Annotated in this window: 25 protein-coding genes; 7 read left to right on the plus strand and 18 right to left on the minus strand. The window is 73.6% G+C overall.

Translation table 11 applies throughout. From position 1 onward, the window contains the following. Positions 1–95: 95 nt before the first annotated feature. From ACWEGE_RS46290 to ACWEGE_RS46340, 11 genes are all read right to left on the minus strand, one after another. Positions 96–1,643, minus strand: a complete 1,548-nt coding sequence (locus ACWEGE_RS46290; protein WP_449666892.1) for an alpha/beta hydrolase — start codon at positions 1,641–1,643, stop codon at positions 96–98. Between the two features lie 87 nt (positions 1,644–1,730). Then, entirely contained in the window at positions 1,731–2,810 is a 1,080-nt protein-coding gene (locus ACWEGE_RS46295; RefSeq protein WP_449666893.1) for an ATP-dependent DNA ligase, read from the minus strand. Positions 2,811–2,837: 27 nt separating this feature from the next. Continuing rightward, positions 2,838–3,437 (minus strand): alkaline shock response membrane anchor protein AmaP, encoded by a 600-nt coding sequence (locus ACWEGE_RS46300; protein ID WP_449666894.1) that lies wholly within the window; start codon positions 3,435–3,437, stop codon positions 2,838–2,840. After that, on the minus strand, positions 3,434–3,970 hold the full coding sequence (locus ACWEGE_RS46305) for a DUF6286 domain-containing protein (protein ID WP_449666895.1): 537 nt from the start codon (positions 3,968–3,970) through the stop codon (positions 3,434–3,436). Before ACWEGE_RS46305 ends, ACWEGE_RS46300 begins: the two co-directional genes overlap by 4 nt. 2 nt (positions 3,971–3,972) lie before the next feature. After that, on the minus strand, positions 3,973–4,323 hold the full coding sequence (locus tag ACWEGE_RS46310; RefSeq protein WP_449666896.1) for an Asp23/Gls24 family envelope stress response protein: 351 nt from the start codon (positions 4,321–4,323) through the stop codon (positions 3,973–3,975). Next, the gene (locus ACWEGE_RS46315) at positions 4,320–4,496 is read right to left on the minus strand and encodes a hypothetical protein (protein WP_013224542.1); all 177 of its coding nucleotides are present in this window, start codon (positions 4,494–4,496) and stop codon (positions 4,320–4,322) included. The genes ACWEGE_RS46310 and ACWEGE_RS46315 overlap by 4 nt, the downstream gene beginning before the upstream one ends. 26 nt (positions 4,497–4,522) lie before the next feature. After that, positions 4,523–4,756 (minus strand): hypothetical protein, encoded by a 234-nt coding sequence (locus tag ACWEGE_RS46320; protein ID WP_449666897.1) that lies wholly within the window; start codon positions 4,754–4,756, stop codon positions 4,523–4,525. Next, positions 4,753–5,190 (minus strand): Asp23/Gls24 family envelope stress response protein, encoded by a 438-nt coding sequence (locus tag ACWEGE_RS46325; RefSeq protein ID WP_449666898.1) that lies wholly within the window; start codon positions 5,188–5,190, stop codon positions 4,753–4,755. Before ACWEGE_RS46325 ends, ACWEGE_RS46320 begins: the two co-directional genes overlap by 4 nt. Positions 5,191–5,271: 81 nt before the next feature. Next, on the minus strand, positions 5,272–5,691 hold the full coding sequence (locus tag ACWEGE_RS46330) for a hypothetical protein (protein WP_449666899.1): 420 nt from the start codon (positions 5,689–5,691) through the stop codon (positions 5,272–5,274). Beyond that, on the minus strand, positions 5,691–6,245 hold the full coding sequence (locus ACWEGE_RS46335; RefSeq protein ID WP_449666900.1) for an RNA polymerase sigma factor: 555 nt from the start codon (positions 6,243–6,245) through the stop codon (positions 5,691–5,693). The genes ACWEGE_RS46330 and ACWEGE_RS46335 overlap by 1 nt, the downstream gene beginning before the upstream one ends. Further along, complete coding sequence (locus tag ACWEGE_RS46340) at positions 6,242–6,982, minus strand: pyrimidine reductase family protein (RefSeq protein ID WP_449666901.1); 741 nt, start codon at positions 6,980–6,982, stop codon at positions 6,242–6,244. Before ACWEGE_RS46340 ends, ACWEGE_RS46335 begins: the two co-directional genes overlap by 4 nt. Before the next feature lie 89 nt (positions 6,983–7,071). Here ACWEGE_RS46340 and zapE point away from each other — a divergent pair, with 89 nt between their 5' ends. After that, on the plus strand, positions 7,072–8,091 hold the full coding sequence (zapE, locus tag ACWEGE_RS46345; protein WP_449666902.1) for a cell division protein ZapE: 1,020 nt from the start codon (positions 7,072–7,074) through the stop codon (positions 8,089–8,091). On the opposite strand, the gene ACWEGE_RS46350 is transcribed toward zapE, so the two are convergent. Continuing rightward, a complete protein-coding gene (locus ACWEGE_RS46350; RefSeq protein WP_449666903.1) occupies positions 8,045–8,602 on the minus strand; it encodes a phosphatase PAP2 family protein in 558 nt (185 codons plus the stop codon). The two genes, zapE and ACWEGE_RS46350, sit on opposite strands and share 47 nt — an antisense overlap. 83 nt (positions 8,603–8,685) lie before the next feature. On the opposite strand from ACWEGE_RS46350, the gene ACWEGE_RS46355 reads away from it, so the two are divergent. Beyond that, on the plus strand, positions 8,686–9,567 hold the full coding sequence (locus tag ACWEGE_RS46355) for an NAD(P)/FAD-dependent oxidoreductase (RefSeq protein WP_449666904.1): 882 nt from the start codon (positions 8,686–8,688) through the stop codon (positions 9,565–9,567). On the opposite strand, the gene ACWEGE_RS46360 is transcribed toward ACWEGE_RS46355, so the two are convergent. From ACWEGE_RS46360 to rocD, 3 genes are all read right to left on the minus strand, one after another. Continuing rightward, positions 9,557–10,870, minus strand: coding sequence for a glycoside hydrolase 5 family protein (locus ACWEGE_RS46360; protein ID WP_449666905.1), 1,314 nt, complete (start codon positions 10,868–10,870; stop codon positions 9,557–9,559). The two genes, ACWEGE_RS46355 and ACWEGE_RS46360, sit on opposite strands and share 11 nt — an antisense overlap. Positions 10,871–10,953: 83 nt before the next feature. Next, on the minus strand, positions 10,954–12,312 hold the full coding sequence (locus tag ACWEGE_RS46365; protein WP_449666906.1) for a DUF2252 domain-containing protein: 1,359 nt from the start codon (positions 12,310–12,312) through the stop codon (positions 10,954–10,956). An 82-nt stretch (positions 12,313–12,394) separates the two neighbouring features. Beyond that, complete coding sequence (gene rocD, locus ACWEGE_RS46370) at positions 12,395–13,627, minus strand: ornithine--oxo-acid transaminase (protein WP_449666907.1); 1,233 nt, start codon at positions 13,625–13,627, stop codon at positions 12,395–12,397. 144 nt (positions 13,628–13,771) lie between these two features. Here rocD and ACWEGE_RS46375 point away from each other — a divergent pair, with 144 nt between their 5' ends. Genes ACWEGE_RS46375 through ACWEGE_RS46395 form a run of 5 tightly spaced genes read left to right on the plus strand, consistent with a single transcriptional unit; the run spans position 13,772 to position 18,483 of the window. After that, entirely contained in the window at positions 13,772–14,092 is a 321-nt protein-coding gene (locus tag ACWEGE_RS46375; RefSeq protein WP_449666908.1) for an ArsR/SmtB family transcription factor, read from the plus strand. After that, a complete protein-coding gene (locus ACWEGE_RS46380; RefSeq protein ID WP_449666909.1) occupies positions 14,089–14,559 on the plus strand; it encodes an SRPBCC family protein in 471 nt (156 codons plus the stop codon). The genes ACWEGE_RS46375 and ACWEGE_RS46380 overlap by 4 nt, the downstream gene beginning before the upstream one ends. 17 nt (positions 14,560–14,576) lie before the next feature. Beyond that, positions 14,577–15,416, plus strand: coding sequence for a PPK2 family polyphosphate kinase (locus ACWEGE_RS46385; RefSeq protein WP_449666910.1), 840 nt, complete (start codon positions 14,577–14,579; stop codon positions 15,414–15,416). Between the two features lie 20 nt (positions 15,417–15,436). After that, entirely contained in the window at positions 15,437–17,536 is a 2,100-nt protein-coding gene (locus ACWEGE_RS46390; protein WP_449666911.1) for a prolyl oligopeptidase family serine peptidase, read from the plus strand. Next, positions 17,533–18,483, plus strand: coding sequence for an LLM class F420-dependent oxidoreductase (locus tag ACWEGE_RS46395; RefSeq protein ID WP_449666912.1), 951 nt, complete (start codon positions 17,533–17,535; stop codon positions 18,481–18,483). The genes ACWEGE_RS46390 and ACWEGE_RS46395 overlap by 4 nt, the downstream gene beginning before the upstream one ends. Before the next feature lie 9 nt (positions 18,484–18,492). Here the strand turns inward: ACWEGE_RS46395 and crcB are convergent, their stop codons facing one another. The 3 genes from crcB to ACWEGE_RS46410 are packed head-to-tail and all read right to left on the minus strand — an operon-like array spanning position 18,493 to position 19,597. Further along, positions 18,493–18,867: a fluoride efflux transporter CrcB gene (gene crcB, locus ACWEGE_RS46400; RefSeq protein WP_449666913.1), complete on the minus strand. Its 375-nt coding sequence runs from the start codon at positions 18,865–18,867 to the stop codon at positions 18,493–18,495. Continuing rightward, on the minus strand, positions 18,864–19,196 hold the full coding sequence (locus ACWEGE_RS46405) for a DUF190 domain-containing protein (RefSeq protein WP_449666914.1): 333 nt from the start codon (positions 19,194–19,196) through the stop codon (positions 18,864–18,866). The genes crcB and ACWEGE_RS46405 overlap by 4 nt, the downstream gene beginning before the upstream one ends. Beyond that, a complete protein-coding gene (locus ACWEGE_RS46410) occupies positions 19,196–19,597 on the minus strand; it encodes a fluoride efflux transporter FluC (protein WP_449666915.1) in 402 nt (133 codons plus the stop codon). The genes ACWEGE_RS46405 and ACWEGE_RS46410 overlap by 1 nt, the downstream gene beginning before the upstream one ends. Positions 19,598–19,779: the final 182 nt, after the last annotated feature.

The raw sequence follows: 19,779 nt of genomic DNA on the forward strand, positions 1-19,779 counted from the left end.
CGTCAGCGAGCGACCAACCCCATTTTCAACCCCGAACGAGCGCCCCGCCAGGGGCACACCCAGCTGATCACGCGTGATGCCCTTCTGATCACGGGTCAGGCGGGGCAGAGGGTGCCGTCGGCGGGGATTTTCCCGTCGATCAGGAAGGCGCGGGCCGCCTCGGTGACGCAGGGGGAGACGCCGAGGGCGCCGTGGCCCGCGCCCTGCCAGGTGATGGTCACCGCGGACGGCATCTGGTCGGCCGCGCGGGTGCTGCCGACCTGGGGCGTGACCGGGTCGGTCGCGGTGGCCGCGACCAGGATCGGCGGGACGCCCGGCGTGCCCGGCGCCGGCAGCGGCTCGGTGCGCACCGGCCACGGGCCGCACCACGCCAGCTGCTGGGCGACGACCGCGCCGAACTGCGGGTACTTGCCGCGCATCCCGGCCACGACCTGGTCGAGCTGGTCGGCCGAGAGCCGGGTCTGGCTGTCGTTGCAGCGGGTCGCGATCGTGGCGTCGATCCGCGACGGCTGGGCGCGGGTGTCGCGCAGCACCGGCGCGGCGAACGCGGCCAGCGGCCCGATGTCCCCGGCGCGCGCCGCGGTGATCGCGCCGTCCAGCTCCGGCCACCGCGAACGCTGCGTAAGTCCCGTGTAGACGGCGAACGTCGCGATGCCCGGGCCGAACGGGACGCCGTCGGCGGTCGTCGCCGGGGTGCGCCGCAGCTGGTCGGTGAGCGCGCCCAGCGCGGCCTTGGGATCGCCCAGGGCGCAGTGCCGCGACGCGCAGTCCGCCGCGAAGGCGTCCCAGGTGGACTGGGCGCCGGCGGCGACCGCGTCGAGGACCGCGGCCGTGTCGGCGCCCGGGTCGGGCACGCCGTCGAGGACCACGCGCCCGACCTGGGCGGGGAAGCGCACCGCGTACTCGGCCAGCACCTTCGAGCCGTCGCCGTGGCCCAGGGCGTTGAGCCGGTCGGCACCCAGCTGCTTGCGCAGCTCGTCGAGGTCGCCCGCGCCGCGCCAGCTGTCCAGCGCCGTCTGGGTGTCGTCCAGCTCGATGGCGCACTGCTGGCCGGCCTTGCGGGCCGCGTCGAGCACCTCGCCGAGGCCGCCCTGCGCCGGGTCGGCGTCGACGAGGTCGTGCCGGATGTCGGCGGGGACGCACTGGGCGGCGCCGGACAGCCCGGTGCCGCGCCGGTCCAGCCCGATCAGCGAGAACTTCTCCAGGAACGCGGGCGGCAGCGTCGCGGCCAGCCGCGCGGCGTACACGGTGCCCGGATCGCCGTCGACGTCGTTGACCACGACCAGCGGCACCGGCCCGCTGCCGACCTTCAGCGCCAGCAGCCGCACCACCGAGCGCCGCGGCTCGCCCGGCGCGTCGAGCGGCGCGGTGACCCGGGCGCAGGTGAAGTGCAGGCCGTCCGGGACGCCGGGGGTGCCGACGCGCTGGCGGGTGTCGTCGTCGCAGTCGGCCCACTTCAGCGTCGGCGACTGCGGCTCGCCCAGCGGCGGCAGGGGGACCCCGGGTGTCCGGGACGGCGTGGCGCCGGTCGTCCTGCCGTCGTTCTCGACCAGCGCCGGGCGGACCGACGGACCCGCGGCGCACCCCGCGGCGGCGGTCACGGCGAGCAGCCCGGCCAGGAGGCGGGTACGGCGGCGGCGCACGGGCGGGGTCCTCACGTCGGTCGTCGATCGAGGGCAGCGTCGATCAAGGGCAGGTGCGAGCTTCGCACGGCCGGTGTGGGACGCGGGTTAGCGGGTCCGCACCACCTGGCCGCGGAAGACGGCGTCGAGGTCGTAGCGGGCCGGCTCGTCGAGCTGGCCGTAGTCGCACGACGCGGGTTCGCGGTCCGGCCGCCACCGCACGAACCGCGCGTTGTGCCGGAACCGCGACGGCATCCCGCCTTCGGTGTTCTCGTAGGCGACCTCGACGACGCGCTCGGGCCGCAGCGGCACCCATTCGTGCTCGGTGGCGCGCCAGCGGGTGATCCCGCCCGGGATGCGCTGCGCCTCGCCGGTGGCCCGGCCGCCCCAGGGGTGGTCTTCGCCGTCGGTGATCAGGGGCGCCAGCTCCTCGGCGAGCTCACGGCGGCGCTCCTTGGGGAACGACCCGATGGTGCCGACGTGGTGCAGCACGCCCTTTTCGTCGTGCAGGCCGAGCAGGAAGGAGCCGACGAGTTCGCCGGCCGCGCCGTCGACGTGCCAGCGCAGCCCGGCGAGCACGCAGTCGGCGGTGCGCACGTGCTTGTACTTGACCATGACGCGCTTGCCGGGGGTGTACGGCTCGTCGAGGGGCTTGCCGATGACGCCGTCGAGCCCGGCGCCTTCGAACAGCTCGAACCAGTGCCGCGCGGTGTCCGGATCGGTGGTGGCGGGGGTGCGCGGGAACCGGTCGCCGGCCAGTTCGACCAGGCGCTCCCGGCGGACGGACGTCGGCTCGTCGAGGAGGGTTTCGCTGCCGAGGGCCAGCACGTCGAAGGCGACGAACTCGGCGGGCTGTTCGGCCGCCAGCAGCGTGATCCGGCTTTCGGCGGGGTGGATGCGCTCGGTGAGGGCGTCGAAGTCGAGTTTGCCCTCCCGCGCGACGACGAGCTCACCGTCGAGCACCACCCGCGGCGGCAGGGTGTCCAGCAGCCGCGCGACGGCCTCGGGGAAGTACCGGTTCAGCGGTTTTTCCGCGCGGGACTGCAGGTACAGCTCGTCGCCGTCGCGGAAGACGATGCAGCGGAAGCCGTCCCACTTGGGTTCGAACAGCAGGCCCCCGGAGTCCGGGATGGCCTTGGCGGGCTTGGCGAGCATCGGCTTCAGCGGCGGCTGCAGCGGTAGGGGCATGCCCCGCATTCTGCGGAAAAGCCCGGCTCAGCGCACGCGTTTCGCCGGGCTCGTGTCGAGTTCCAGGCGGACGGCGGTGGGCAGCGACTCCAGGCCGAGCGATTCGCGCGCCCTGGTCAGCACCCGGGTGTCCAGCTCCGCCCAGACCGCCTTGAGGTCCGTGCCTTCGCGGAGCCACAGGGTGATGCGCAACGCCGGAGAAGTCCGCGAACCGACCGCGCGGACCCGGGCCCGGCTGACGCCGCCGAGCTGCTCCGCGTCCGCCTGGACCGCGTCGGCGATCGCGGCCGCGGTGACCACCAGCTCCGCGCCCTCCGTGCGGTCGAGGTCCAGGTCCGGCCGCGGTTCCGGGCGCAGCGAGCGCAGGGCCCACCGCAGCCCGAACACGAACAGCAGCACGCCGAGCACGATCGCGGCGACGCGCGCCGGGGTCGCGTGGGTGCCGAGCCAGTCCACGGCGATCGGGTCCAGCAGCGGGCGGCGGCCGCGGAACTCGCCGAGCCCGCCGAAGCCGACCACCAGTGCCACGGCCCCGCCCGAGAACGCGAGCAGGCCGGCCAGGAACGTCAGGGCGCGTTCGCCGGTGTAGGACCGGGAAAGTGCCTTCGCGGCGATCGTCTTGCTCATCGGCGGTCCTTCGGCGAGTCGACGACGACCGTCACCTTCGGCCGCCGCACCAGGGGGAGCTCGTCCAGCAGCGCCGACACCGTGGCGAGCAGGCGCGGCCGCAGCTCGCCTTCGGTCTCGAGGGTGCTCTTCGCGCGGACGCGGACGCGGCGGGCGCTCGCGGTGACCGACGCGCCGGCGACGTTGTCCTGCGCGCGCACGGTCAACCCGACCAGCCGGGCCAGCGAGCGCGGTGACGTCGAGACGCTCACGTCGACGGCCGGGTCGGTCAGCCGGATCGCGCGGCTGCCGGCGGCGAGGGCGCACACCAGCAGGACCAGGCCCGCGGCGGCCAGCACGCCGGCGCCGACGCGCACCGCATAGGCGTCCCAGCCCAGCGACGCCAGGCCGGCCTGCCAGCGCGGCCACGGCACCAGCAGCGGTGCCGAGCCCGGGTGCCACCAGTGCCAGCCGACTTCCAGGGCCAGCAGCGCACCGGCCGCCGCGAAGGCCAGGCCCAGCAGGGTGGCGATGATGCGGACGAAGGGGCGCACGGCTACCGCACCCTCGGCGCGCTGTCCGGCAGCAGCGCGGACACCGTCACGGCCATGCTCCGCACGCGGTAGCCGGTGATCAGCTCGACCTCTTCGGTGACCTTCTCGCGCACGTCGCCGACGACCGCGCGGATCGCCGCCGGGTAGCGCAGGGCCAGGTCGAGCGCGAGGTCGACGTCGTTGTCGTGGCCGCCGACCTTGGCCTTCGGGCCCTTCTTGCCGTCGCGAGCGGTGCCGGTGACCTGACCGGCGGCGTGCTGGGCGACCTTGCGGACCACCGCGTGCCCGATGGTCAGGGTGCCGCGCTCGGCCGGTTCGGCGAGCTCGCGCGGCACGTCGAGCGCGGGGCTCACTTGTCGCGGCCCTTGCCGAACAGCTCGCCGAGGTCGAGTTCGCCGTCGAGGACCCGGCCGGCGACGAGGCCGATGATCCCGACGGCCAGTGTCACCAGGAACGCGGTGAACCCCTGGGTTGCGGCGAGGCCGAGGATCAGCCCGGCCAGTAACCCGGTCTGCGTTGCGTTCACATGTCCTCCTTGGACTGGGCGGAAACTCACCGCACGCGGGACGGGCGGCGGCGGAAGCGGGTGAGCAGCGCCGCGATTCCCCGGCGGCGGCGCACGAAGGTGACCGGGGCGTCGAAGCGGGCGTCCGGCGCGGACTCGCGGAAGCGGGCGAGCCCGGCCGCGAACTCGGCCGGGTCGCCGCCGACGTCCGGGTGGTGCGCGCGCACGAACGCCCGGAAGGCCGCACGGCCCTCCGGGTCTCCGGGTGCGCGCGCGGTCATTCCACCCGCGTGGATTCGGGTTCTTCCTCGCCCGGCAGGAAGATGTCGTTGACCGCGATGTTGACCTCGATCACCTCGAGGCCGGTGATCTGCTCGACCGCGGTGATCACGTTGCGCCGCACCGCGCGGGCGACGTCGGTGATGCGGGCGCCGTACTCGACGACGACGTCGAGGTCGATCGCGGTCTGCTTCTCGCCGACCTCCACCGACACGCCGGTGGTGGTGACCGTGCCGGAGCCGGGGATCCGCTCGCGCAGCGCGCCGATCGCGCGGGACACCCCGCCACCGCCCAGCGTGTGCACGCCGGCGATTTCGCGGGCGGCCAGGCCGGCCACCTTCTGCACGACCAGCGACGAGATGGTGGTGCGGCCGGCGGCGCCCTCTTCGTTGAGGGGCGTGACCGTGCCGGGGCTTTCGGTCCGTTCCGGGTGCATGCCTTCGGGCTCCTCTCGGCGGGTTCTCGCCCTTACGATGCCCGGACGCGCGTAACCCTCACGCAAGGTCCCCCGATCGGGTTAATCCCGCCCCGGGTGGACGTCCACGACGTGCACGTTCACCACCGAGGCGACCCCCAGCTGCCGGGACAGCTCCGCGGTGACCTCCCGCCGGAGCGCTTCGGCGGCCACGTCGGCGATGATGCCGAACCGGACCGACACGAGCACCTGCACGACGTCGTCCTCGACGGCGACGGCCGAGATCCGCACCCCGAACGGGGCCCGGTCCGCGGCGATCGTCCGGGCCAGAAGGCCGACGACGCCTTCGGTGACGCTCAGCCGGCCCGCATTGCCGGGCACCTCCACCGCCGTCCGGCGGCCTCGCGCGACGGCCCGCAGCACCCGCTCGACCAGCCCGGGCGGGGTCGGCACCCGGCGCCGGGCCGCGGCGCGCACGGCGTCCCAGCGGGGATCCCGCTCGGGATCGTCAGTCTCGGCCATCACCGCTCCCTCAACTCGGCGAGCAGCGCCACCCTGGCCCGGTGCAGCCGGGAACGCAAGGCGCCGACGTTCACGTCGAGCACTTCGGCGACCTCTTCGTAGCTCAGCCCCTCCAGCTCGCGCAGCACGAGCGGGACGCGCTGGGACACCTGGAGCCTGCCGACCGCCCGCAGCACGGCGTCGACCTCTTCGGCCCGCACGACCCGGCCTTCCGGGCCGGGCACGGCCGCGGCGAGCAACGCGCTGTCCACAGTGGACTGCGGGTCGGGGTCGTCGAGGGAGACCGTCGGACGGCGGCGGCGCAGCACGGCGAGCGCGCTGTTGGTGACCACCCGGTAGAGCCACGTCGACACGGCCGACTCCTGCCGGAACCCGGCCAGCGACCGCCACGCGGCCAGCCACGCCTCCTGCACGACGTCCTCGGCCTCGGCGGCGCTGCCGGTGATCCGCAGCGCGACCCGGTACATCCGGGGCGTGTGCTCCCGCACCAGCGCGCCGAACGCGGTGTGGTCGCCGCCCGCGGCCCGGGCGAGGAGCTCGGTGTCGTCGCTCACCCGGCGTCCCGGCGGTAGCGCAGGAGCGTGAAGCCGTCCTCGACCAGGACCGACGCGAGGGCGAGCCGGCGCGGCACGGCCGGCGCGGCGCCCGCGGCGATCCGGCCCGCGGTCCCGGCCACCAGCAGCGGCGCGACGGTCAGGCACAGCTGGTCGACGAGGTCGTCGGCGACGAGCCGGGCGAACAGGCCAGGGCCGCCTTCGCAGTCGACGCGGCGCAGGCCGCGGGCGGCGAGCCGCTCGAGCGCGAGGGGCAGGTCGACGTCGTGGGCCCCCGCGCGCAGGACTTCGGCGCCGGCGGCTTCGAGGGCGCGCGTGTCGGCGGTGTCCGTGGTGACCACGATCGGGGGCACGACGGTCTCGGTGAACAGCCGGGAAGCGGGGTCCAGGTCCGCCGTGCGCGTGACGACGGCGATCGGCGGGACACCGTCGAAGCCCAGACGCCGTCGGCGCTCCAGGCGTTTCGGACCCGCGACGACGCCGCGGTAGTCCTCGGCGCGGGCGGTCCCGGCGCCGACGAGGACCACGTCGGCGAGGTCGCGGCCGAGCAGGAAGACCTTGCGGTCGGCGGCGTGCGAGAGCCCCGCCGAGGTGGTGTCGATCTCGACGGCGCCGTCCGCGGACGCGACGAAGTTCACCTGCACCCAGGGTTGGGAAAGGCCGACCGGGTAGGCGTAGATCTCTTCGAGGTCCGAACCGCTCAGTTCGCCCGTCCGATCGGGCCACACACGCTGCACCCGATCATCCCAGCATGAGCGTGAATCACGTCTCTACCGGGGGATATGCCCGCTCACCGGTATCCGGGGCGTGGCTAGGCTCTGCGACCATGCCCGCGCACCTGGTCGATCGCCGTCCCGAGCTGTCCGCCGACGAGCTGATCGGCGCGCTGGTGCCGCCGCCGCGCTTCGACGCCGTCCGGTTCGGCACCTACCTCCCCAACCCGGACGAGCCCAGCCAGGCCGCCGCGGTCGAGGCGTGCTCCGCGTTCGCGGCCAAGGTGGGCGCGCGCAAGGAGAAGAAGCGCTTCAGGCTGTTCGGCGGGGCGCCGGAGCCGTCCGGGCCGATGGGGCTCTACCTCGACGGCGGCTTCGGCGTCGGCAAGACCCACCTGCTCGCCTCGACCTGGCACGCGGTGCCGTCGCCCAAGGCGTACGGCACCTTCGTCGAGCTGACCCACCTGGTCGGCGCGCTGGGCTTCGCCGAGGCCGTCCGGCGGCTGTCGGAGCACCGGATCCTGGCCATCGACGAGTTCGAGCTGGACGACCCGGGCGACACCACGCTCGTGACGCGGCTGCTGCAGGAGCTGATGAACGCCGGGGTGTTCGTCGCGGCGACGTCGAACACGCTGCCGGAGAAGCTGGGCGAGGGCCGGTTCGCGGCCGAGGACTTCCTGCGCGAGATCCAGACGCTGTCGGCGCGGTTCGGCGTGGTCCGCGTCGACGGCCCGGACTACCGCCACCGCGGCCTGCCGGACGCACCGCCCCCGGTTTCGCCGGCGGAGCTGGAGTCCTCGGCCGCGGCCCACGAAGGGTCCACTGTGGACGACTTCGACGCGCTGTGCGCGCACCTCGCCGAGCTGCACCCCTCGCGCTACGGACGGCTGCTGGACGGCGTCGCCCGCGTGCACCTGCGCGGCATCCACCCGGCGCCGGACCAGAACGTGGCGCTGCGGCTGGTCGCCTTCGCCGACCGGCTCTACGACCGGGCCATCCCGCTGGTCGTGTCGGGCGAGCCGCTGCCGTCGCTGTTCACCGAGGAGATGGTCAACGGTGGCTACCGCAAGAAGTACCTGCGTGCGGTCAGCCGGTTGACGGCGCTGGCTCGTGACGCCGGGCCGGCCAGCTGACCAGCACGACCGAGACGGCGAAGAGCGTCCCGCCGACGACGTCGGTCAGGTAGTGGTAGCCCATGCCGACCAGGCCCGCGGCCGCGGCGAGCACGGTCACCGCGGACAGCACTCCGACGACGACCCGGCGCGTGACGAGGACGAGCACGGTCAGCACCGCCACCAGGCTCACCGTGTGGCCGCTCGGGTAGACCAGGGTGTCGTTCTTCCACCGGTCGTACAGCGGTTTGAGCACCCAGCTCGTCAGCAGGATCGCCAGCACCGGGACGGCGAGCGCGAGCGCGGCCTCCAGCCGCCGCCCGGCGCGCAGGCACAGCACGACCGCGAGCAGGCCCAGCGTGAGCACGACGTACGGCTCGGTCGGGAAGACCAGCGCCCGCACCACGCCGGGGCTCAGGTGCGCGACGGCCCGGGCGGCGACGTCGTCGACCGCGCCGGGCGTGCGCCCGCCGGCGAACGGCAGGCCCAGCAGCAGCGCGAACAGGGCGCAGACGGCGGCGGTCGTCCTCACCCGCGCGAGGGTAGCCGGGCCCCCGGGACGACGCAGGCACCGCGGGTGCGTCACGATGCGGGGGAGCGACTTGGGAGGAGCGGATGCGGGTCACTGTCGCCGGGGCCGGGATGGTCGGGCTGAGCAGCGCGTACCGGCTGGCGGAAGCCGGACACGAGGTCACGGTCGTGGCGGCGGGCCCGCCGGTCGGGTCGACGTCGGCGGTGGCGGGCGGGGTGGTGTACCCACCGGGGAGCTCACCGGACGAGCGGCTCCCGCGCTGGACCGCGGCGAGCCTCGCGGTGTTCCGGGGGCACGGCGCGCCGGGCGTGCGCTTCCGCCGCGGCCGGATCCTGCTGGCGCCCGGATCGCCGGACCCGCGGTGGCTCCCGGCGGTCGGTGACCCGGTCCGCGAGGGCGACCGCGTGGAGTTCACCACCGCGGTGGTCGACACGCCGGTGTACCTGACCTGGCTGCTCGCCGGGGTCCGCGCGCTGGGCGTGCGGGTCGAATACCGGACGCTGACGTCGCTGTCCGGCTTGGCCGCGGACGTCGTGGTGAACGCGGCCGGTCTCGGCGCGGGCCCGCTGGCGGGCGACGCCTCGATGGTCCCGGTCGGCGGCCAGGTCGTGCACGTGCCCGACCCGGGCCTGGCCGAGTTCGTCGTCGACGAGACGGGCCCGGGCGTGACGTACGTGATCCCGCACGGCGACCACGTGGTGTGCGGCGGAACGGAGGAGCCGGGCCGCGGCGACACCGACCCGAACCCGGCCGTCACGGCGGACATCCTGCGCCGGTGCCGGGAGCTGGAGCCGCGCCTGGCGGGCGCCGAGGTGCTGCGGTCGCTGGTGGGGCTGCGTCCGGCGCGGCGCGAGGTCCGGCTGGAGCGGGTGGGCGACGTCGTGCACTGCTACGGGCACGGCGGAGCGGGCATCAGCCTGGCCTGGGGCTGCGCGGCGGACGTCGCCGAGCTGGTCACAGGCTGATGAGTTCGGTGATTCCCCGCTGCTTCAGGTAGTTCGCGTCCGACGCGCGGCTCTGCAGCACGAACGCGACCGGCTTCCCCTCGGAAGCCAGCTTGAAGAACCGGTCGTTGCCCCAGGTCGGGAAGAGGTCCGGGAGCACGATCGCCGTCGTGCGCGGGGCCGGCCGCGGTGGGGTGCGGTCGAATTCCGCCACCAGGGCCCGCAACGCCTGGCCGGCCGGCTTCAGGCGCCGGTCGTTCGTGTACAGCCCCAGGTCGTACTCCAGGGGGTTCAGGTTCGGGACCAGCGCCGGGTTCACGTCGTGGGAGCACCACCACGTGAAGCCCAGGGTGTGGGCGGCCGACGCGGCGTTCCGGATCGACCGGGACAGCCACTCGCCGTACTGGGGGCGGGTCGCATCGCTGAAGTGGATCGACGGCGCCGCGCCGTCCTCCTGGATCCAGACGCGGCGCGCCGGGTCGGTCGCGTACGCCTGGGCCACCTGGATCAGCCGTTCCGCGTTGTGCGTGGCCACCGCGCCGAGCGGATCCGTCACGAGCGTGCCGGAGAACGACGTCCACGGGTGGATCGCCACGACGTTGCCCGCGTCCGCGAGCCCGCGGCGGGTGAAGTACGTGCCGTTGTCCCACGGCGCCCGGTCGCAGCCGACCGTGTGCGCCTTGCCGGGCGCCACCTCCTCGGCGGTGGCGCACAGCGTGCGGGCCCACGCGTCGGCCTGGGCCTGGGTGACGAACAGGCCGGCGAAGTCGTCCCAGTAGTAGTACGGCTCGTTCGACAGGTCGAAGCCGAGGAAGCGCGGGTGCCGCCCGATCCGCTCGGCGAGGGCCCGCAGCAGCGTCCGCTGGGCGTCGAGGGCCGCCGGGTCGGTGAACCAGTTGACCGGCTTCGGTTTCGCCTGCAGCCAGTTCGGCGTCCAGTAGCGGGCCGAGATGTGGCCGTTGAACACCGTGACCTCGACGTCCAGCCCGGCCGCGCCGGCGAGGTCGAGGAACCGGTGCAGCCGGTCGAGCTTCTCGCCGCTCACCAGCGTGGGTTCCGGCTGGAAGGCCGACCACAGCAGCATGAGCCGGAGGTGGTCGAGCCCGAGCGCGGCGATGTCGTCGAGGTCGCGGCGCAGGTCGTCCTCGCGCCAGTCCTCCCACATGTGGAACCAGCGCGTCGACGGCGTGTAGTTGACGCCGAGGCGGAACGCCCGCCGCGGGGGCGCCGCCGGCGCGGGTGCCGCCGGCGCGGGTGCCGCCGTGGCGGCCAGTGCCGTCGCCACCGCGCCCGTGAGCACCGACCGCCGCTTGAGATCCGCCACGCCGCCTCCCTCGCCCGCTGCTCGATCACGAACGTCTAGCACCGCGGGCGCGGGTTTTCCAGCGTGGCCGGGGGATCCGTCCGTCAGTTACGGGAAAAGGCGGCATGATCGGCTTCCGTTCGGTCGGCATACCGCACCGCGTACGCGCCCATCGCCTCGTCGAGCTCCGAGTCGTCGGCGAAGTAGCCCGCCAGCAGCTTCGGGTGCAGCGACCTCGTGTGGGCGCGGGCGAGCAGCGCCCCGGCCAGCCTGCCGTAGTCGTCGAGGTGGTCCTTCTCCAGTTCCGACGGGTCGATGTCGCCCTTGAGGTTGCGGAACTGCCGGACGATGTACGGGACGCCGTCGATCGTGGTCCAGCCGAGCAGGATGTCCGTCTCGGCCTGCACCAGCCGGGCGCCGTCGACGATCCGCTGCCCCTCGTGCGCGGCCGGCGGCAGGTCGAGGTAGGGCGCCAGTGCCGGGCGCTGGGCCTGCTTCACCTGCAGGACCAGGTCTTCGTCGTCGTTGCCGTGCAGCAGGGCGACGTAGCTGCGCAGGCCGACGCTGCCCGTGCCGACCACCCGGAAGGCGACGTCGGCGAGCCGGTACCGCGCGATCAGCGTGCGCCGCGACTCGCGCAGGGTGTCCACATAGGACACCAGGCCGGCGGCGACGGCTTCGGCGGTTTCCGGGTCGACGTCCGTCAGCACCGGCGGGTCGGCGACGAACCGGTGGCGGGCCAGGCCGGTCTCGTGGTCGTCGACGCGCTCGGTCCACTTCGCGGAGACCTTGGCGCTGTCGTTCTTGCGGGCCTTCTCGGCCGCGTCGGCGAAGTCGTCGATCAGCTCGTCGGCGCGGGCCTTCGACAGCACCGACGAGTCCGGCAGCGCGTTCCAGCTGCGCAGGAACGGCAGCTCGGCCAGCGCGCGGATGGTCCGCCGGTAGGACTTCACGGCGTCTTCGGCGGCCTCGCGGCAGCCGGATTCGCCGATGCCGCCTTCCCGGCCGGCGAGCACGAGGCTGGCGGCGAGCCGCTTGAGGTCCCACTCCCACGGGCCCGGCACGGTCTCGTCGAAGTCGTTGATGTCCATCACGATCTTGCCTTCGGGCGTGCCGTAGAGCCCGAAGTTCGCGGCGTGCGCGTCGCCGCAGAGCTGCGCGGTGAGGCCCGAGTGCGGCGTCCCGGCGAGGTCGGCGCCCATCAGGCCGGCCGCACCGCGGAAGAAGGTGAACGGCGAGGCCAGCATCCGTTCCCGCCGCAGTTCGGTCAGCTCCGGCAGCCGTCCGGCGTTGGTGGCTTCGAAGTACTGGCGCGGTGTCGGCCGGTCTTTCGCGGCGGCCGCATGGTCGTGTGCCGCGGCCGGGGTCTTTTCCCGGAGGCGCTTGCCCTGTTCGTACAGCTCGGCCGGCGTCACGCCGGCGGTGCCGACCAGCGGCCGTTCTGCCCATTCCCCTGATCCCATACCGGGCACAACGTCCGAAGCGGACGTTGTGCTCCCGGACGCCGCCGGGGCGGGAGGCTCACCCGGCGGCGTCCGGGTGGTCTCAGTGCCGGACGACCTCGGCGATCGCGTCGATGCCGCGGTCCAGCTCCTCGCGGGTGATCACCAGCGGCGGCGCGACCCGCAGCGTGTGCTCGTGGGTCTCCTTGCACAGCACGCCCCGCGCCATCAGGGCCTCCGACGCCGCCCGGCCCGACGGGCCGCCCGGGGCGAGGTCGATGCCGGCCCAGAGCCCGCGGCCGCGGACCTCCGACAGGCCTTGGCCGACCAGGGCGTTCAGCCGGGCGTGCAGGTGGGCGCCCAGCTCCGTGGCCCGCCGCTGGAACTCGCCCGTCGAAAGCAGGCGGACCACCGCGCGGCCGACTGCGCAGGCCAGCGGGTTGCCGCCGAAGGTGGAGCCGTGCTCGCCCGGCTTCAGCACGCCCAGCACGTCACGGCGGCCGGCCACCGCGGACACCGGCAGGATGCCGCCGCCGAGGGCCTTGCCCAGCGTGTACACGTCCGCGCGGACGCCCTCGTGGTCCAGGGCCAGCACGGTGCCGGTGCGGGCCAGCCCGGACTGGATCTCGTCGGCGATCAGCAGCACGCCGTGGTCGTCGCACGCCTGCCGGACCTCGGCGAAGTAGCCCTCCGGCGGCACGATGACGCCCGCCTCGCCCTGCACCGGTTCCAGCAGCACCGCGGCGGTGCGCGGGGTGATCGCGTCGCGCAGCGCGGCCGCGTCGCCGTACTTCACCGTGACGAAGCCCGGCGTGAACGGGCCGAAGTCGGCGCGGGCGGTCTCGTCGGTCGAGAACGACACGATCGTGGTGGTCCGGCCGTGGAAGTTCGAGCCGGCGACGATGATCTCGGCGGTGCCGTCCGGCACGCCCTTGACCCGGTGTGCCCACTTGCGGGCGATCTTGACCGCGGACTCGACGGCCTCGGCGCCGGAGTTCATCGGCAGCACCAGGTCGGTGCCGGTCAGCTCGGCCAGCTCGCGGCAGAACAGCCCCAGCTGGTCGTGGTGGAACGCCCGCGACGTCAGCGTGACGCGCCCGAGCTGCTCGACGGCGGCGGCGACCAGGTCCGGGTGGCGGTGGCCGAAGTTCAGCGCCGAATACCCGGAGAGGAAGTCGAGGTAGGACCTGCCCTCGACGTCGGTCACCGAGGCGCCGGCGGCTTCGGCGATCACGACGGGCAGCGGGTGGTAGTTGTGCGTGCTCCACCGCTCGTCGAGCTCGATGAAGCTCGCGGCGGTGGGGGCGGCGGTCTCCCGGCCGGCGAACGTCGTCATGCGTTCAGGTTAGAGGCAGAACACGCAGACTTCAGCCGGGAATCATTGCTTTCACCCGTTGTTCGTTGCGCAATATTGGGTTCACACCCCCGAAACAGTGCGTGCCGGTTGACGGCCGCTTTGGTAAGCCGTAACTTACCGTTCGTGGCGACTTACGGAAGCGACCAGCTGGCCGCCCTCGCCGACCCGTCGCGCCGCGCGATCTTCGAAGCGCTGCGGGCCGGGCCGCGCGCGGTCGGCGAGCTGGCCGCGGACCTCCCGATCAGCCGCCCGGCCGTGTCGCAGCACCTCAAGGTGCTCAAGGCGGCCGGACTGGTCACCGACCGGGCCGTCGGCACCAAGCGGCTCTACCGGCTCGAACCGGCCGGGATCGCCGCCCTGCGCGCCTGGCTCGACGGGATGTGGTCGGACGCGCTGAAGGCCTTCGCCGAACTGGCGGAATCCACCGAAGAGGAGCAGTCATGACCGGCCTGGAACCCCTCCGCAAGAGCGTCACCGTCGCCTGCTCGCGGGAGCACGCGTTCAAGACCTACACCGAGGCCTTCGACAGCTGGTGGCCGCGGCAGCACCACATCGGCGCGGCCGACCTCGCCGAAGCCGTCCTTGAGCCGAAGCCGGGCGGCCGCTGGTACGAGCGCACGGTCGACGGCGCCGAGTGCCAGTGGGGCGAAGTGCTGGTCTGGGAGCCGCCCACTCGGGTGGTGCTGTCCTGGCGCATCGACGGCGACTGGAAGATCAACCCGGACCCGGCTTCCGCCAGCGAGATCGAGGTCCGGTTCATCGAGGAGGGGCCGAGATCGACCCGCGTCGAGCTGGAGCACCGGAACTTCGAGCGGCACGGCGAAACCGGCCCGAAGGTGCGCGAAGGCGTCTCCGGCGAAGGCGGCCACGGCGCCCTGCTGAAGCTCTTCGCCGAGAAAGCCGCCGCGTGAGCGGGTAGCTTCGCCGGATGGCCAAGAAGGACGACGGAAGCCGGGTCCGGGACGCGCTGCGCATCGGCGGCGAACTGCCGGACCCGGGCTCGACCCCGGTCGGGCCCGGCAAGAAGACCAAGGCCCTCGAACGGCTCGGCAGCGCGGGCGAGCGGCTGTCCGCGCTGCAGGAGGCGCTCTACGCCGAGGGTGTCGGCGGGAGCGCCCGCCGGGTGCTGCTCGTGCTGCAGGGTATGGACACCTCCGGCAAGGGCGGCACGGTGTCGCACGTGCTCGGCCTGGTCAACCCGATGGGTGTCCGGTACGCGGCGTTCAAGAAGCCCACCGCGGCCGAACGGCGGCACCACTACCTGTGGCGGATCCGCAAGCAGCTGCCCGCGGCAGGCCAGATCGGCGTCTTCGACCGCTCGCACTACGAGGACATCCTGGTCCCGCGCGTGTCCGGGCTGCTCACCGCGGCCGAGCGGCGGCGCCGCTACGCCGAGATCAACGCGTTCGAGGCGGAGCTGGCCGAGGCGGGCACGACCGTGCTCAAGGTGTTCCTGCACATCTCCCCGGAAGAGCAGCTCAAGCGGCTGAAGGCCCGGCTCGTCACGCCCGAGAAGCGCTGGAAGTACAACCCGGGTGACCTGGAGGCGCGGTCGCACTGGCCGGCCTACGCGAAGGCCTACGCCGACATCTTCGAGAAGACGCCGGGCTGGTACGCCGTGCCCGCCGACCACAAGTGGTACCGCAACTGGGCCGTCGCCGAGCTGCTGATCGAGACCCTCGCCGACCTGAAGCCGCAGTTCCCGGCGCCGGACTACGACGTCGACGCCGAGCTGGCCAAGCTGAAGGGCGTTGGCGCCCCGGCGTGATCGTCTGGAAGAGTGCGGGCGTGACCGATGTCGACGACCTCCCGTTCCTCCGCAAACAGGCCCGGACCCAGCGCTTCACCCTCGGCGCGCCGAAGGAGTTCCGGGTCGCCCCGGACGGCTCCCGCGTGCTGTTCCTGCGCGCGGAGTCGGGCACCGACCCCCGGCACAGCCTCTGGTCGGCCGACCTGGCGACCGGCGCCGAGACCAAGCTCGTCGACGCCGCCGAGCTGCTGCCCGGCGAAGAGGAGCTGCCCGCCGAGGAGCGCGCGCGGCGCGAGCGGGCGCGCGAGACCGGCGGCGGCGTCGTCCACTACGGCGTCGACGCCGCCTTCACCGTCGCGGTGTTCTCGCTCTCGGGCAAGCTCTACACCCTGGACCTCGCTTCGGGCGAGGTGACGCTGCGCGTCGACGGTTCGGTCATCGACCCGCGGCCCAGCCCGGCCGGCACGCACGTCGCCTACGTGCAGAACCGGCGGCTGCACGTGCTGGAACTGGCCACCGGCGACGACCGCGTGCTGGTGGAGGAGGACGGCGAGGACATCGCCTGGGGGCTCGCCGAGTTCATCGCGGCCGAGGAGATGGACCGCACGCGCGGCTACTGGTGGGCGCCGGACGGCCGCAGCATCCTGGCCGAGCGCTCCGACCGCGGCCCGGTCCCGCGCTGGACCATCGCCGACCCGGCGAACCCCCAGCACCCGGCCAACGTCGTCGCCTACCCGGCCGCGGGCACCACGAACGCCCTCGTTTCCCTGGCGGTGCTCGGCCTGGACGGCTCGCGCGTGGACGTCGAGCCGGGCGACTGGGAGTACCTGGCCTCGGTGCACTGGTCGGCAGGCGGCGCGCCGCTGCTGGCCGTCCAGCCGCGCGACCAGAAGCGGATGGACGTCCTTTCCGTGGACGTCAGCGACGGCTCGACCTCGGTCGTGCACACCGCGACCGACCGGCACTGGATCGACATCGTCGGCGGCGTGCCGGCGTGGACGCCCGACGGCCGCCTGGTCGTCGAGGGCATGGTCGACGGCGACCACCGGCTCTTCGTCGGCGGCGAGGCCGTCACGCCGGCCGGGCTGCAGCTGCGGGCCGTGCTCGATGTCGGCGACGAGATCCTGTTCAGCGCCTCCGAGGCCGACCCGACGCAGATCCACGTCTTCCGCACCGAAGGCGCGTCCGTGCGCCGCTTGTCCACTGTGGACGGCGTGCACGTCGGCGCCGGGTCCGCCGCGGTCACCGTGCTGTCGTCGTGGAGCCTGGAGCACAGCGGCCCGCGGGTGTCGGTGCTGCGCGACGGCGCGCCGGTCGCGGCGATCGAGTCGTCCACTGTGGATCCGGACATCGTGCCGAACCTGACCTGGCTGACGCTCGGGGAGCGCGGCCTGCGCGCGGCGCTGCTGCTGCCGCGCGGGTACGAGCCGAGCGAGGGCAAGCTGCCGGTGCTGCTCGACCCGTACGGCGGCCCGCACGCGCAGCGCGTCCTGCAGAGCCGCAACGCGTTCCTGACGTCGCAGTGGCTGGCCGACCAGGGCTTCGCGGTGCTGGTCGCGGACGGCCGCGGCACGCCGGGCCGCGGGGCGGTGTGGGAGCGCGAGATCGCCGGCCGCCTCGCCGACGTCACCCTGCAGGACCAGGTGGACGCGCTGCAGGCGGCGGCCGCGTCGCATCCCGAGCTGGACGTCGAGCGGGTCGCGATCCGCGGCTGGTCCTACGGCGGCTACCTGTCGGCGCTGGCCGTGCTGCGCCGTCCGGACGTCTTCCACGCGGCGGTCGCGGGTGCGCCGGTCACCGACTGGTCGCTCTACGACACCCACTACACCGAACGCTACCTCGGGAAGCCGCAGGACGAGCCGGAGAGCTACGCGCACAACTCGCTGATCGAGAGCGCGGCCGAGCTGAGCCGCGCGCTGCTGATCGTGCACGGGCTGGCCGACGACAACGTGTTCGTCGCGCACGCGCTGCGGCTGTCGTCGGCGTTGCTGGCGAAGGGACGGCCGCACGTCTTCCTGCCGCTGGCGGGCGCGACCCACATGACACCGCAGGCCGAAGAGGTCGCGGAGAACCTGATGCGCACGCAGGTGGACTGGCTGCTGCGCGAACTTTCCGCCGTGGACAAGGAGAACGCATGAGCCGCTGGGGACTCACGATCCCGCTGACCGGGGTGCCGCTGACCGCGCACCGCGAGCTGGTGGAGCAGCTGCCGGACCTGGGCTACACGGACGCGTGGACGGCCGAGACGGCGGGCACGGACGCGTTCACCCCGCTGGTGCTGGCCTCGCAGTGGGCGCCCCAGCTGCGCCTGGGCACGGCGATCGTCCCGGTGTACACGCGCGGCCCCGGCCTGCTGGCGATGCAGGCGGCGACGGTGGCGGAGCTGGCCCCGGGCCGGTTCGTCCTCGGCATCGGCGCGTCCTCCCCGGTGATCGTCTCCGGCTGGAACGCGGCGTCCTTCGACGAGCCGTTCGCGCGTTCTCGCGACACGCTGCGCTTCCTGCGGTCGGCGCTGGCGGGGGAGAAGGTCAGCGAGAAGTACGAGACGTTCGCGGTGTCGAAGTTCCGCCTGGAGCGCCCGGCGGACCCGCCGCCGTCGATCATGCTGGCGGCCCTGCGTCCGGGCATGCTGAGGCTGGCGGCGCGCGAGGCGGACGGCGCGATCACGAACTGGCTGGCGGCTTCGGACGTGCCGAAGGTGCGTTCTGTCGTGGGCCCGGACGTGGAACTCGCGGCCCGCATCTTCGTCTGCCCGACCGAGGACGCCGAGGCGGCCCGTGGCCTGGGCCGGATGCTGATTTCGAGCTACCTGACGGTGCCGGTGTACGCGGCGTTCCACGAGTGGCTCGGCCGCGGCGAGGCACTGGCCCCGATGCACGAGGCGTGGGCGGCGGGGGACCGGCAGAAGGCGAACCAGGTGATCCCGGACGCGGTCGTCGACGAACTGGTGATCCACGGCAGCGTGGAGTCGTGCCGGGAGCAGGTCCAGGCCTACGTGGACAACGGGCTGACCACGCCGATCATCGCCCTGCTGCCTACGGGGGAGGACCCGTTCGAGCAGGTGCGCGGGCTGGCGCCGCGCTGACGCCGGCACTCACGTGAAGGTGACGGTGGCCAGCGCGAGCCCGAGCGCGCCGGAGGCCAGCCCCGCGGCCACCGTCACCAGCACGTTGACCACCGCGTACAGTCGCGTCTTCTCGAGAAACAGCCGGACCGTCTCGTAGCCGAACGTCGAGAACGTCGTCAGGCCGCCGCAGAAGCCCACCGCCACCAGCGCGCGGACCGAGGACGGCTCCGCGCCGTGCAGGAGCCAGCCGCTCAGGAAGCCCAGGACGAACGAGCCCGCGACGTTCACCGTCAGCGTCCCGAACGGGAACGGCGAATCGCGCCACCGCTGCACGCGGCGGTCCGTCAGGTAGCGCAGGATCGACCCCGCCGCTCCGCCGAGGGCCACCAGGACGAGCGTCACTCCGTCCGCCCCACGTGGCGGACCACCTCGACCTGGTCGAGCGTCACCAGCCCCTCGCCGATCAGCTCGTCCAGCTGGGGCAGGAACGCGCGCAGCTTCGCCTCTTCGTCGATGATCACGATCACCATCGGCAGGTCCTCCGACAGCGACAGGATCCGCGTGGTGTGGATCAGCGACGAAGCGCCGTAGCCCTCGACACCGCGAAGCACCGAAGCGCCCGCGAGACCCGCGTCGCGGGCCCGGCGGACGATCTCGTGGTAGAGCGGCTTGTGGTGCCAGTGGTCGTCTTCGCCGAGGTAGATCGTCAGGCGGGTGGCAGGTCCTTCCATCAGCGTCCCTTTCGCACCGCGCGCGTCGCCGTCAGGCCGGCCGCGACCGCCGTCAGGCACAGCACCACCGAGACGGCCACGTACGCCAAGGATCCCACGAGCCGGCCGGTCGTCGCCGCGTCGAGGGTGTCGGTCACGAACGTCGAGAACGTCGTGAAGCCGCCGAGGACCCCGACGCCGAGGAACGGCCGGAGGAGGTGGTGCGGGCGCGCGGTGGTCGTCAGGATCGCCATCAGGACGCCGATCAGCAGGCAGCCGAGCACGTTGGTGAGCAGGGTGGCGACGGCGAACTCGCCGCGTGCGTGCGGGAGGGCCACCGACAGGCCGTAGCGGGCCAGGCTGCCCAGTGCGCCGCCGGCGCCGATGGCCGCCGGTACGTCCCAGCGGGGCATGCTGATCACCTCCTCGCCGGTGAACCTACTCGACGCGTCGGCGCCACCGGGCGAGCGTGGTGCTCTGTCGATTGAGGGGATTGCTGCCGGGGTGGGCTCGGTGACCGATGGGGAGGGGATGGTTCCGCCACCCCGAAGCCGTGACTGTGACTACGGATCGGGGTGGCGGGCGGGGGGAACCTGGTCGAGCA

The organism is Amycolatopsis sp. NPDC004747, from assembly GCF_053601335.1.